Source organism: Bradyrhizobium sp. WSM1743 (assembly GCF_000473065.1).
GTDB lineage: Bacteria > Pseudomonadota > Alphaproteobacteria > Rhizobiales > Xanthobacteraceae > Bradyrhizobium.
The window spans coordinates 43,845-56,819 of record NZ_AXAZ01000054.1; the positions used below are offsets into that span (position 1 = coordinate 43,845).

A 12,975-nucleotide genomic window follows, 5' to 3' on the forward strand; every position below is an offset into this window, starting at 1 on the left:
ACCAACCCGTCGATCCGCGCGTAGGGACGGCCGGCTCGATTAGTCTCACTTCATCTTCATTCCCGAGTGATCCGGCATTTTCTTCATGTCCATGTGACCCGAGTGCCCGGCATCGCCCGGTGCCTGCGCGCCGACGCCCTGGACGTCGAGGGAGACGGAGACCTTGCCGGCCTTCTCGAACTGAAGCGTCACCGGCACCTTGTCGCCTTGCTTGAACGGTCCCTTCAGATCCTGAAGCATCAGATGATTGCTGCCCGGCGCGAGCTTAACGGTCTTGCCGGGATCGATCACCACCCCCTTGTCGAGCGGGCGCATCTTCATCACGCCGTTGTCCATCGCCATCTCGTGGATCTCGGCCTTGCCGGCGATATCGGCGGACACGCTGACCAGCTTGTCCGCCCCTGTCCCCTTGTTCTCGATGACGAGATAGCCGCCGGCGACCTTCGCGCCGCCCGGTGTCGCGCGGCTCCACGCTTGCGAGATGACGAGATCGCCGGCCTTGACGTCTTCGGCGAACGCCGGTGCTGCGCTGATTGCGAGAGCGAACGCCGCGAGCAGCACATTTCCTGAGATTGTCTTCATATCGGTATTCCCTTTGCAGACTTGAACTTCAGTATTTGGAGAGTTGTTGCGCCGACCACTTTTCGAGATCGGCAATTTCAGCCGAGCCTTCGATCGTCGTGATGGTCCCGTCCCGGGAGATGAGCATGGTCCTAGGGATGTCGCCCTGCCAGGCCGGATCGATCTCGAACCGCAGGCGCTCGACGAATCCGTCGTTGAAGATGAAATTCTCGGTCGACGACAGCCCCGCCTTGTCGAGCATCGACTGCGTGGCGGCCGGCAGGTTCGGCACCAGATCGGCGCTGACCGTGACGACGTCGACGTCGGGATGATCCTTGGCAAACTTCCCGAGCAGCGGCAGCTCGACTTTACAGGGACCACAGGTCACACCCCAGAAATGCACGAGCACGGGGCGGCCGGCATGTCCCTTGAGGACGCCTTGCCAAGTGCCGCGTTCGAACGGTTTCAGAGCGGGAGAAGCGTCGAGCGCAGCCACCGATGCGATCAGAACGGCCAGACCCGCAACGCCTGCAAATCGAAATCTCATGGCTGGTCCTCGATAGCTGTAAACCGATAACCGTCCGCCTTGGTCATCCACGACAGGTAGGTCTGCTTGCCGTCGGAGACGAGCAAGGGGTGATCGGACGTGTCGCTCGTGCTTGATATCGTCTTCGGCGGCGACCATGTTTCGCCATCATCACGCGAGATCGTCATCTGGATCGAGGTCTTCTCGCCGTCGAATTCCTTCCAGACCATCACTGTTCCCGCAGGACCTGCAAGCACGAAGGGCCGCGTCGGGTTGCGGCCCGGCTGCCCCAGCGCCATGGGTGCAGAGAAGATGCGGCCTTCGTCGCGGGAATGCGCGTAAAACAATCCCTTTCGTGCTTTCCCGTTCGTGTACCAGACGGCATGATAGGTCCCGTTCGGCGCAACGGTGAGGCTCGGCCCATGATGCGGGCAGGCGTTGATCTGCCAATCATCGGTGCTGACGCGATGAACTTCGCCGGGCGTCGATACGTCGGCGAAGGTCATGACCGCATGATCGCGCACGCCGCCGTCGAAGATGTTCCTGAAGATCACGGCCGGCCGTCCGGGTGCCGCGAACGCCAACCCTAAGCGGCAGCACTCGCAGGTGCCGTCACGCGCGAGAGCGGCCTCTGCGTAGGTGGCGCCGCCGTCTCGCGATGAAGCAAAGAACAGCGCCGCTCCCTCGTACTTCCGCCCCGCCTCTTTCGCAGGGACACGGTTGCGCTTGTCGAGCCAGGCTGCAAAGACCGTTCCATCCTGATCGAGCGCCAACGCCTCAAACCGCTGGCTCTCGTTGTTGGCGGTGATAGGCTTCAGCTCGGCAAAGCTCTTTCCACCATCGGCCGAACGCGTGTAGAGCACCTGGCCGTTGAAGGCCTCGTCCCTGAAGATCGAGAACGCGACGGCGATGCCGCCTTTGTGATCGACCACGATCTTCGGCCGGGCATCCGGCCCCCAATCGAGGTTCAACCGCTTTGTCGTGACCTGGGTGGGCGCCGAAAAGCTGCGGCCCGCATCCTGCGAATTTGCGACCGAGACCTGGCCTCCCGCCATCCAGAGCAGCCACAGCGTACCGTCCGGACCGAAGGCGGGCGTCGCCTTGGTCGCACAGCGCAGCGTCGGCTCCTCGCACGCAGCTTCGGACGCGTGCTTACCGTGCATCTGCCCGAGCGCCGCACCTTGCAGCAATGCGAGAGCGACAATGCCGAGCAAGCCAGTTCGGATCATCGCCCTAATTCCTTCGAGAGCCCGGATCATTTGAATGCCGCCTTCATACCCGCAACGAATGTGCGCGGCGAGCCCGCATAGATCGATCCTGTCGTGTTTGCGAGCACGCTCGCAGGATTTTGAAGGCCGGCCCCCGTAACCGTGTTGGCGATGTTGTTCGCCGAAGCGACGTAGGTGCGGTCGAACACGTTTCTGACTTCCAGGAACAGGTTCAGGGATCTGAAGGTGTCGGACACCAGATCGGTTTTGTAGTGAACATTCACATTGACCAGCTCATAGCCGGGCGCCTTGAGCAAATTCGCATTGTCCATGAAGAAGGAGTCCTTCCACTGGAGTTCGACGAAGCCGCCGAGGCCGACCCGCGGCCCGGCGAACTCGTCGTAGCCAATTCGAGCTGTCAGCTCGTTGGGCGAGATACCGGGGATCTTGTTGCCTGCCCGGTTGAAGCTGAACACCGCGCCATTGGTGATGTTCTCGACATATTCGGCATAGACCTCGTCGAGGTAGGTGTAGGCGGCCATGAACCGCCAGCCCGGATAGAACTTCCAGTCGGCGGCAAGCTCGATGCCTCGGTGTTCCGAGCGCGGCGCGTTGAACGTATAGGTCGCGTTGCTCGCGCTGGGATTGCTGGCGGCCTGACTGACCAGCTCATTCCGGAAAAACTCGTAGAATGCCGTCACACTCATCTTGACCGCATTGCTTGGCGTCCAATCAAAGCCGAGATCATAGCCGACATTGGTTTGCGTCTGGAGCTGAGTGTTGTTGCCAAAATCACCGTTCGGAAGGACGAACAGATTCGACACCTGCGGCGTTCCGTATCCGGTCGCTACCCGTCCGCGAAACTGCCATTCCGGATTGAGTCTGTAGAGGAGCGCCAATTCGGGAGCCGTATTCTCGATCCTGCGATCGACGGTGGTAGGCGTAGGTATCGCAGCTACCGGAACGTTGAACGTGTCGTATTTGTAGAGGGTATTGACGCCCTTCAGAATTGTGGTTTCCCACCCAATTCCGGCTATCGCGGTCAAGTCAGGAGTGAGCTTCAACTCCTCCCTCGCCCGTATCCCGTAATTGGATGTATCGCTGAAGGTATTGGCCGAGAGCAGTCCCAACGTGGCGTTTCCGCCCGGCATGACGTTACGCGTATCGCTCGACGCCACGAGTGTATTGTACCAAGCGCCGACCAATGTGGTGGACTCCATGCCGAAGATTTCGCCGCGCTTCGTGATGTCGCTCACGTAGTTGTACGAGGGGAAATCGCCGATAGCGCTGGTCGTGCCGGTGGGCTGGCTGATGTTCCTGTCGTCGAAAACGAACTGGTTCCGCCAAGTCATCGTGTTATCGAAGTCGTGCTCCCATCGTGCTCCTACAATGGTTCGTCGATCGTTTCGCCCGAGACCTGCTTGCGTCGCCGTCTCGGTGTCTTTGTCGGCGGCGACGCCCGTTCTTGCGTTGAAGCCGTTGTTGAAAAGAGACACGGTGGGACATCCGGCGGCCGCTGTCGCACCGGTCGTACACCCCTGCTGGAAGGGATTGGTGTAAAACTGGTTCAGCGACTGCCGGATCGGCAGCCGCGCGCTGAGGTCGTTGTTGATGATCTTGACCGTGAAGCGGTCGTCCGGCGTCGCCTTGAGCGTTCCGAGGAAGTTGACCGTCTGCGTATTGAACCAGCTATTGCCGATGTAGCCGTCGCCTCGCACGTCGCTTGCGAACAGCGAGCCCTCGAAATTCCCGACCTTCTTGCCGGCCGTCAGGTAATTGTTGAGGTAGCCGTAACTGCCGCCGTCGACGCCATATTCGACGCCATCGATCGCGCCGCCCGGCGGTGTCCGGAAATTGAGCGCGCCACCGGTCGCGTAGTTGCCATAGAGCGCCGACGAGGGGCCACGGATCACGTCGATTGCACCATAGGCATGGGGATCGATCAGGTCGCTGCGCGACAGGCCGTCCGGCTGTGTCACCGGAAAGCCATCCTCGAAGATCACGAGATTACGGATAGCGAAACCGTTGCGGGCATTGGAGCCACGAATCGAGATGCCGAAATCGCGGGGGCCATTACCCTGCTTGACCGAAATGCCCGGGCTGTCCCGCAAGACGTCGCTGACCGAGAACGCCGGGCGGTTGTCGAACTGGCTGCGATCGATCGTCGTCGCGGTCTGACCGGCCGGCGACTGATTGAGACCGGCACGCACTGCGCCGGCGGATGCGGCCAGGTTTTGGCTCGGCGCGCTGGCAGCCGCGTTCTGCGCAGCGGGTTTCGCTGCGCGTCGCGCGGAAGTGGAGGGCAGTGGCGACGGCCGGGTGATTGGTTTGGGACGGGGAGCCTGCGGCGCCTCCACTGTCACCGCGGGAAGCGCTTCCGAGGCACCCTGGGCCAGCGCGCCTGAGCCGATCGAGGACACCAGCCCACAAAGCACGGGCAAGCCCGCGCGGCTGATCGCACGAATGCGTAACATCTGTTGAATTCCTGACATCCGGCACGTCGGCCGGTCCATTGAGGACGCCACCGGCACGGCAACGGCACGCGCCAATGGTTCGGTTTGTCGCTACGTCAGGAAAATTGAGGCGGTGCGCGTGCCTGGGCGCTCGAGCCCTTGTAAGCGGAGATCGCGGACGCATGCGCCGGATGCCATACCACCCGCTCGGCATGGCGGACGGGAATCGCGAGTGCCGCATGCGTCGGCGAATCGAGCGACGCGTTGGCCTGGGCCAGGCAACACAGGGCACACGCGCCGGCATGCGCGGTCGGCCCGCCCGTCTGATCGTTCAGGCCGCCCTGCTCGCTCGCGCTGTGGCAGATCACGCCGGCGGACAATGGATCGGCAACGGCTTGGCCGGCCGCCAAACAGGCGGCAATCGGCGCCAGCACCTGCATCACCAGGGCGAGCAGGACCAAAGGTAAGTATTTCTGTAGCCGCGCGCGCATTCGCCGAACCATTCGTTCGTGCGCTAACTAAACACTGCGGCCGGAGCCGAGTCGAGGTCAGTTCCGCCGCCTTCTTGGCCCCGCGCAACTTTCTCGAAAGCTGTGGTCGGCGTGTGCCACCGGCGCCGGTCCGGCATTTGAGGCAGGGCAACCCACCCCGCTTGTCCACAAATTTCTTATATTTGTCATATGGTTATATGGCTGAGAGCCCGATCATTTCGTCAGCTGCTCGAATTTTGAACATTCGTTGCCGAAAATGATGACAAGTGAGAAAAGTTGATCTAGCATCCTCTTGCTCAGGCGCTGACCGCGAGGTCGAGGCCTGGTGGTCCAAGTCTCGGGAGGAGCCCCTGGCGCGCAAAACGCAGCGTCGCCCCGTCAATCAAGAGCAAATCTTAAGATCGGGGATAATAGGGTCGACACAATTTTTGAGCGGGGCCAGGGCCCCGCTCTTTTTTTGCGTGCATGGCCGATGAACGGTTCTTCCGACCACATCGAGCAGTCATCGTAGCCGAGCATTGCGCGCACGAGGCTTCCCGCTCGCGCAAGGATCGATGCGCGCGCTGACAGGCGATGCTCGACCGGTAGCGCGCAGCGGACACTCCCGGCTGATGCGACGCCTGTCTCGCGGTTGATTGCAGATTGAGTGGCAACAACTCTTGTGAGAGACTTTCGGACATCGGTCGCGCAAGCAATGACGCGCCGACGACAAGATATATGGGAGCGAGCGATGTCCGGGACGAAAGATTTCTCGACGACCAGGCGCGATCTTCTTCAGGCGGCAGCGACCGCCGGCGCCGCAACTGCCATCCTCGGCAGCATGGGCATAAACCCTGCACTTGCAGCCGAAGTCGGACGCAGCGAAAAGCCGCTGAAGGCGGCATTCTCCAATGCGGGCCTCCAGGCCACCTGGTGCGCGCAAGGAAAGCAGGCTGCGGAATTCTGGGGCAAGCTGTTCAATGTCGAGGTCACCTGGTTCGATGGCCAGCTCGACGCGGTGAAGCAGCGCGCCGCGATCGACAACATGGCCTCGCAGAAATGGGACTTCGTCGCGATCCAGGCCTTCGGCATCGGCACCCTCACCCAGCCCGTGCAGAAGATGATCGACGCCGGCACGCCCGTGATCGACATGGACACGCTGATTGCGCCGCTCGATCAAATCAACGTCCACTCCTTCCTCGCTCCCGACAATGAGTTCATGGGCGCCTCGGTGACGCAGGCGCTGTGCAACGCCATGGGCGGCAAGGGTAAGATCATCATGACCCAGGGCGCGCTCGGGCATACAGGAGCGCAAGGCCGGGCCAAGGGCTTCAACTCGGTTGTCAAACAATTTCCGAACATCGAGGTGCTCGACACCCAGCCGGCCGACTGGGACGTGTCCAAGACGGCGCGTCTGTGGGAAACGTACCTCACCAAATATCCCCAGATCGACGCGGCGTTCTTCCACAATGACGACATGGCGCTTGCGGCGGCCAACATCATGAAGGCACGGGGCCGCACCAACATCCTGATCGGCGGCGTCGACGCCATGCCGCCGGCGATCCAGGCGGTAAGCGAAGGCCGCATGTTCGCGACCGTCCGCAATCCCTCCTGCCGCATCCATGGCGGCTCCATCATTGCAGGCGTGTCGGCCGTGGTCGGCGGCGAGAAGAGCGGACAGGGAATCCCGAAGAACGTCGTCACCGACGGCCCGGTCGTAACCAAAGCCAACGCCGCCGGGATGCAGTGGATGCAGGATCACTTCCTGATCTGAGTCTCCAGATCTGAACTTCCATGACTGCGGGACAACAGCCCATCCTGGAACTCCAGGGCATCACGAAGAGCTTCGGCGGCGTCGAAGCGCTTCGTGGTGTCGACTTCGCGCTCTATCCCGGCGAGATCCACGGTCTCGTCGGCGAGAACGGCGCCGGAAAAAGCACGTTGATGAAGATCATCGCCGGCGTGCACACCGAGTTCTCCGGCCGCTTCCTGGTCGACAGCCGGGAGATGCATTTCCGCTCGGCGCGCGATGCGCACGCCGCCGGCATCGCCATGGTGCATCAGGAGCTCAGCGTTGCGCCCGACCTGACGGTCGCGGAGAACGTCTCCCTCGGCAATCAGCCGACCAACGCGCTCGGCCTCGTGCAATGGCGGCGGATGGCGCGCGAGGCGGGCGAGCAGCTGGCCCGCTTCGGCATCGACGTCGACCCGATGGCGCGGCTCGGCGATCTCCCGATCGGGCTGCAGCAGCTGATCGAGATCGCGCGCGTGCTGTTCTCCGGCGCTCGCATCGTCATCCTGGACGAGCCGACCTCCGCCCTCTCCCCACCCGAGGTCGAGCGGCTGTTCGCAACGCTCCGGCGGCTGCGCGAGGAAGGCACTGCAATCGTCTTCATCTCGCATTTCATCGAGGACATTCTGCTTGTGTCCGACACGGTGACCGTGTTCCGCAATGGCCGGAAGGTTGCGGAGACGGCAAGCGCTGCGACCAGCAAGGGCGCACTGATCGAGGCCATGATCGGCCGCGGCGGCGAGGCGCTCGAGCACAGCTATACCGACGATCTGATGCTGCCGCAGCCGAGCGACAGCTCGGTCGTTCTCAGGGTCGACCAGCTGTCGCTGTCCCGCAGCCTTCAGGACGTCTCGTTTGAGGCCCGCGCCGGCGAAGTGCTCGGCATCTACGGCTTCATGGGCTGCGGTCAGCAGGAGCTGTCACGCATCCTGTTCGGCAAGCTGAAGCCGGACAGCGGCACGCTCGCCGTGGACGGCACGCGCAAGACCTTTGCCAGCACTGCGGCGGCGCGGCGCGCCGGCGTGGCGCTAGTGCCGGAGAGCCGACGCGACATGCTGTTTCACCAGGAGCCGGTCTACAAGAACATCTCGATCAGCATTCTTGACCGCATCTCGGCGCTATTGCTCAAGCCGGCACAGGAGCGCGACATCGCCAAACGCCAGGTCGATCAGCTGCAGATCCGGCCTCCCGTGGTCGGCCTCGATCTCGGCATGCTCTCGGGCGGCAACCAGCAGAAGGTCGCGCTGGCGAAATGGCTCACCTACCCACCGAAACTCCTGGTGCTGTGCGAGCCGACCCGCGGCATGGATGTCGGCGCCAAGAACGACGTCATCAACATCGTCCGCGACCTCCGCACAAAAGGGCTGGCGATCATCGTGCTGTCGACCGAGCCGGAAACGGTGTTGTCGCTGGCCGACCGCATCCTCGTGCTCAAGCGCGGCGCCTTGGTGCGGGAATTCAAGAACGAGCCGGTCAGCAAGGACCGCCTGCTGGAAGCGGCGTGACGGAGAAGCACATGAGCAGCGAGACGGCTTTGGCGACGGGACAGCGGGCGCGGGGCCTTGCGCCCTTCCTGCGCTCGCAGATGCGCAACATCGCGCCGTTCCTGACGCTGATCTTCCTCTCCGCCTTCTTCGCCTTCGCCAGCCCTTCCTTCGCGACGCTCGACAATCTCGGCAACATCCTGACGCAGGTCTCTGTGACAGGCATCATCGCGGTCGGCCTCACCTTCGTGATCCTCTGCGCCGAGATCGACCTGTCGATCGCCAGCATCGCCAACGTCACGGGCATCGCGGTCGCCTACTTCACGCTGCAGGAATCCTACGTCAACATCGCCAACATCCCCCTGCCCGGCGCAGTCGCGATCATCCTGTCGATCCTGCTCTGCGCCCTGCTCGGCCTCGTCAACGCGCTGGGGCTGACGGTGATCGGCATCCCTTCATTCATCATGACCCTGGCGATGATGCAGATCGCCGCCGGCATCTCGGCGCTCCTGGTGCGCGGCCAGATCGCCTACAAGGTGCCGAGCCTGATCACCACGCTCGGCTCGGGCTCGATCGGAGGCATCCCCTGGATCGTCATCGTCGCCGCAATCATGCTGCTCGGCGGCCATCTGGTGCTGACCTACACGCGCTTCGGCCGCTACGTCTATATGGTCGGCGGCAATCGCGAGGCAGCCGAATATTCCGGCCTCAACGTCAAGCTCATCCTCGGTGCGGTCATGGTGATCTCGGCGGTCTGCTCCGGCATCGGCGGCATGCTCGGCGTCGCCCATTTCGGCAGCGCGCAGCAGAACGAGTTCGACACCTACCTGCTCGATTCCATCGCCGCCGTCGTGGTCGGCGGCACCAGCCTGTTCGGCGGCCGCGGCGGCATCGGCAACACCATCGTCGGCCTGTTCGTGCTCGGCGTCCTCAACAACGGCCTCGACCACGTCAACATCGACAGCTTCCTGAAGATCCTGATCCGCGGCCTGATCCTCCTGGCGGCGCTGGTCATCAACGTCTATGCGCAGCGGTTGAGGGAGAAAGCGGCTGAGTAGACGGCCGTCAAAACAAAAACTGCGAAAACAACCCCATGCACAGTAGCCGGGGCTAGTGGAATCAATGGCTTGCCGGCGGCGTCGTTGACTTGCGATTTGGCGAAGTCGATTTGACTCGTCGGGCAAAACAGGGGCATGATGTCATCATGGCCGATGCCGCCGACAGCTCTCCCCAGCTGCCGAAAAGATAACCCGTCATCCTGAGGTGCGAGGCAGGGGACGCAACGCGCCCCATGGGGAGCCTCGAAGGATGAGCGGCCGAGCTCTAGCCGGGCCGTCGCCCTTCGAGGCCTTCGCTGCGCTCCGGCACCTCAGGGTGACGGTGCTTCGGTATCAGCGAGCCGCGAGAATCGGAAATTGCAGTGGGTTGCGCCGCCCGCCAGCGTCTGGGTCCGTTCGAGGCGGATGCCTCGCGTGGCGTAGGCGTCGAAGTCGAGGCCGCAGATGTTCGGCAGGATCTCCTTGTCGCCGCGGCGCGCCGCGAGCTTGCAGAAGCCGCAGGCCTTGTAGTCGATGCCGAATTCGAAGCTGTCTTGCGGACCCGGCTCGACGAAATCGTAGACGAAATCTTCCGGAAACTCCGTTTGGTGAGCTTCTGTAGCGCTTCTTGCGGCCTGTTCGCGCATTAAGGCCTGGTTCTCCCGTGACATGAACTGCCGCCCTGCGGCAAGACGCTCGGCTTCGGGTGTCGTCAGCAGCTGCGCCCTGTAAATTTCCCGCTCGATCTCGCCGATCACGGGCACCGGCACGCCATGGCGCCGCAGCACCCGACTGATGGCCATGAAGCCGGTCAGGCGCATGAAGAAATCACTCATGCGGCTTGCCGCGCCACCGACATAGGGCATCTGGGTGAGGACGATCTCGAACTCGTCCATCACGTCCTGCCTGATTCCGTCGATATCGGAGAGATGCGTGCGCTCGCGGAGCATCGCTTCGGCAAGGTCTAGTCGCTCGCGCATGGCGGCTTCCATCGCGAGCCGGTGCGTCTGGTAGAACGGATGGATCTCAGCCATTGGACACCCGATATGATTGGCTCATTGCAACATCGACGACGCCGCCTCATTCCGCGGCGATCGCCTCGATCTCCAGCAGCCATTTGCTGTCGACGGTCTCGACAACCACGACGGTCAACGCCGGCTGGTGCTCCCCGAGCATGGCGCGGCGAATGGCCCGGTTGGCGATGACTTGGCTGCGGTCAGTCAGGAACGTGGTGACCTTGACCAGGTGCTCGACGCCAAGACCTGCCGCGGCGAGCACCTCCCTGACATTGCGCCAGGCCTGCTCGCATTGCGCCTCGAAGCCGTCAGGCACGCTGCCGTCGGACTTTTCAGGCACCTGGCCGCTGATGAACAGCAGGCGGCGATGCTGCTTCAACTCGAGGCCCATGCTGTAGCCGCCGGCGGGCGGGTGAACCGTTGCGGGATTGTGGCTGACGATGTGAGCGGGGGGCATGACGTTTCTCCGGATTTGCGCGTCAAGCCTAGCCGGCGACATCAGGGCTGCGCAAAGCATCATTCCTGCGGTTCAGCGCAAGAAAATCTACTGCAGGGACGCCTCCTATCGGTGTCAAAGTGCAGTTGCGATGACCTACGCCGTTCCCCCACTCAATGCGCTCCGCGCCTTCGAGGCCGCCGCGCGCCATCTCAGTTTCAAGCTGGCCGCGCACGAACTGCACGTCACGCCCGCGGCGGTAGGGCAGCAGTTGAAAGCGCTGGAGGCGCGCCTCGGCGTGCAGCTGTTCGAGCGGCTGCACAAGCAGCTCATCCTCACCGAGGCCGGCCAGGCCTATCTGCCCGGGATCTCCGAAGGCTTCCGCCACATTGCCGAGGCGACCTCGCAATTGAAGCCGGCAGGTGCAGTGCTGCTGCAATTGGGCGTCCACGGCAGTTGCGACCTGCGCCGCCTCGAACTTGCGGCGTTTCGTAGCTCACATGCAGAGCTCGGTTTGCGCGTGCTGCAGCCCGCCGGCCTGCACGAGCTCGTTGAGGGCAAGGTGGACGTGCTGATCGGCCGCGGCGTGAGCCGCCATCCGGGCTATCGCTGCGAACGGATCGATGAGGGATCGGGCCCGGGTGATTGGCTGGTTGCGCCGGAAGGCACGGCAGATTGTCCGGAGATCGTCAGTCTTCGCGTGTGGCTACGCGCCCTGCCCGCGGCGAAACCGCTCGCAAACCGCCGCCCGCGTCTGGTCGGCGGCGTCGGGAGTTGACGGGGCCAACGTTGCCGTTCAACTCAAGCCAAGTTTACCCCTACAGGGAAGATCGCGATGACCGTCCAGGGCGCGTCGTCATGAACCCGCGCCGCGGTTGAAGCACGGATGAGGTCCGCTGTGCTCTTCATAGTCGCGCAGAAGCCGGTCTCATCACGTCAGAGTTGGGCCACAAGCGGAAGTCTGATTTGCGCCGGATCAGCTCTCGTTGCGACGTCGAAACAGAAAAGCCGTGCCGAAACGCTTTCGGAGAGAATGCGGCCGATAGCGGGCGCCGTATGAAAAGCGCAGCCATCGTTCCCGCTGCTTTGCGATTGCCCTTCCGTGACGGAAGTAGAGAGCGATGGTCGCGAGAATGACGATAACGCCAATGATCCAGTGTCCAGACCAGAATAGCGCAATGCTGAATAGCCAAACGACGAAACCCGCAACCAGCCAAAGAAGCCAATAGCCAATATACGAGGGAAAATCCGGCATCTTGTTTATCGGCATGATCTCCACTCCGGGCTGGACCAAGCTGCAATGCCCACCAACTTAGCTCTAGCACGTCAAACGATAGGCCCGAGAAATGGGTAGAGTTCTACACGTTGAACCTCGTTAAAGCCTACACTCCTGGTCTGAAGAGCGGTGAACCGAGGGGGCTGTTGTGCTATCATGTCAAGCATGTTGGAGGGTATGAAGCAGACGCTCCTGGTCACAGGGGCGACCTTTGCGCTGATTGTCGTCGGCTTGGTTATCTATTTTCTGGTTGCGTATCTCAGCATGCTTACATTCGCCCTCTCATTCATGATTTTTCCAGTATTTCTCATCGTTGGGTTGGGATTTTTCAAACTGGCCCGCAATCGTGCGGCCAAGTAAGGACTCGCATTCGAAGTTTCACGCCCGCTAATGGAATGGTCCGGCCGTGCTCCGGCCCTGCCAGTGCGAGAAGCTGGCANGGGGCGCTCAAGACAAGGAGCACACCATGTCTCGGAAGCTCAATGCAGCGATCGCCGTGATCGGCATCGATATCGGCAAGAACTCGTTCCACCTCGTGGGTCATGATCACCGCGGTGCCATCGTGCTCCGGCAGAAGTGGTCACGCGGCCAGGTGGAAACGCGGCTCGCCAACCTGCCGCCGTGCTTGATCGGTATGGAGGCTTGCGTCGGTGCGCATCATCTCAGCCGCAAGCTCCAAATGCTTGGCCACGACGCCCGCCTGATGCCGGCGAAAT

13 protein-coding genes and 1 pseudogene are annotated in these 12,975 nt (G+C 62.4%); 6 read left to right on the forward strand and 8 right to left on the reverse strand.

What is annotated here, in order from left to right; all coding sequences use genetic code 11:
• Window positions 1-45 precede the first annotated feature (45 nt).
• From YU9_RS0127170 to YU9_RS0127190, 5 genes are all read right to left on the reverse strand, one after another.
• The gene (locus YU9_RS0127170; RefSeq protein WP_027575628.1) at window positions 46-582 is read right to left on the reverse strand and encodes a copper chaperone PCu(A)C; all 537 of its coding nucleotides are present in this window, start codon (window positions 580-582) and stop codon (window positions 46-48) included.
• A gap of 28 nt (window positions 583-610) precedes the next feature.
• Window positions 611-1,108 (reverse strand): TlpA disulfide reductase family protein, encoded by a 498-nt coding sequence (locus tag YU9_RS0127175; RefSeq protein WP_027575629.1) that lies wholly within the window; start codon window positions 1,106-1,108, stop codon window positions 611-613.
• A complete protein-coding gene (locus YU9_RS0127180; RefSeq protein ID WP_027575630.1) occupies window positions 1,105-2,316 on the reverse strand; it encodes a sialidase family protein in 1,212 nt (403 codons plus the stop codon). Before YU9_RS0127180 ends, YU9_RS0127175 begins: the two co-directional genes overlap by 4 nt.
• A 26-nt stretch (window positions 2,317-2,342) precedes the next feature.
• On the reverse strand, window positions 2,343-4,769 hold the full coding sequence (locus YU9_RS0127185) for a TonB-dependent receptor (protein WP_027575631.1): 2,427 nt from the start codon (window positions 4,767-4,769) through the stop codon (window positions 2,343-2,345).
• A 95-nt stretch (window positions 4,770-4,864) separates the two neighbouring features.
• The gene (locus YU9_RS0127190; protein WP_027575632.1) at window positions 4,865-5,239 is read right to left on the reverse strand and encodes a DUF2946 domain-containing protein; all 375 of its coding nucleotides are present in this window, start codon (window positions 5,237-5,239) and stop codon (window positions 4,865-4,867) included.
• Between the two features lie 730 nt (window positions 5,240-5,969).
• Here YU9_RS0127190 and YU9_RS0127195 point away from each other — a divergent pair.
• From YU9_RS0127195 to YU9_RS0127205, 3 genes are read left to right on the forward strand one after another with little or no spacing between them, the layout of a single operon-like run.
• A complete protein-coding gene (locus YU9_RS0127195; RefSeq protein ID WP_027575633.1) occupies window positions 5,970-6,992 on the forward strand; it encodes a sugar ABC transporter substrate-binding protein in 1,023 nt (340 codons plus the stop codon).
• Between the two features lie 20 nt (window positions 6,993-7,012).
• Window positions 7,013-8,515, forward strand: a complete 1,503-nt coding sequence (locus YU9_RS0127200; RefSeq protein WP_027575634.1) for a sugar ABC transporter ATP-binding protein — start codon at window positions 7,013-7,015, stop codon at window positions 8,513-8,515.
• An 11-nt stretch (window positions 8,516-8,526) separates the two neighbouring features.
• Window positions 8,527-9,552, forward strand: coding sequence for an ABC transporter permease (locus YU9_RS0127205; protein ID WP_027575635.1), 1,026 nt, complete (start codon window positions 8,527-8,529; stop codon window positions 9,550-9,552).
• A gap of 311 nt (window positions 9,553-9,863) precedes the next feature.
• Here the strand turns inward: YU9_RS0127205 and YU9_RS0127210 are convergent, their stop codons facing one another.
• Window positions 9,864-10,565 carry an L-2-amino-thiazoline-4-carboxylic acid hydrolase gene (locus YU9_RS0127210; RefSeq protein WP_027575636.1) on the reverse strand — a complete coding sequence of 234 codons (702 nt, stop codon included), beginning with the start codon at window positions 10,563-10,565 and terminating at the stop codon, window positions 9,864-9,866.
• A 46-nt stretch (window positions 10,566-10,611) separates the two neighbouring features.
• A complete protein-coding gene (locus YU9_RS0127215; RefSeq protein WP_027575637.1) occupies window positions 10,612-11,004 on the reverse strand; it encodes a RidA family protein in 393 nt (130 codons plus the stop codon).
• A 130-nt stretch (window positions 11,005-11,134) separates the two neighbouring features.
• Here YU9_RS0127215 and YU9_RS0127220 point away from each other — a divergent pair, with 130 nt between their 5' ends.
• Window positions 11,135-11,761: a LysR family transcriptional regulator gene (locus YU9_RS0127220; protein WP_027575638.1), complete on the forward strand. Its 627-nt coding sequence runs from the start codon at window positions 11,135-11,137 to the stop codon at window positions 11,759-11,761.
• 198 nt (window positions 11,762-11,959) lie between these two features.
• Here YU9_RS0127220 and YU9_RS0127225 read toward each other — a convergent pair whose 3' ends face one another.
• Window positions 11,960-12,253, reverse strand: coding sequence for a hypothetical protein (locus YU9_RS0127225; protein ID WP_156952147.1), 294 nt, complete (start codon window positions 12,251-12,253; stop codon window positions 11,960-11,962).
• Window positions 12,254-12,436: 183 nt separating this feature from the next.
• Between YU9_RS0127225 and YU9_RS0127230 the strand changes: the two genes are divergently transcribed.
• Window positions 12,437-12,619, forward strand: a complete 183-nt coding sequence (locus tag YU9_RS0127230; RefSeq protein WP_156952148.1) for a hypothetical protein — start codon at window positions 12,437-12,439, stop codon at window positions 12,617-12,619.
• A gap of 106 nt (window positions 12,620-12,725) precedes the next feature.
• Window positions 12,726-12,975: pseudogene (locus YU9_RS0127235) on the forward strand (IS110 family transposase); the annotation flags it as partial.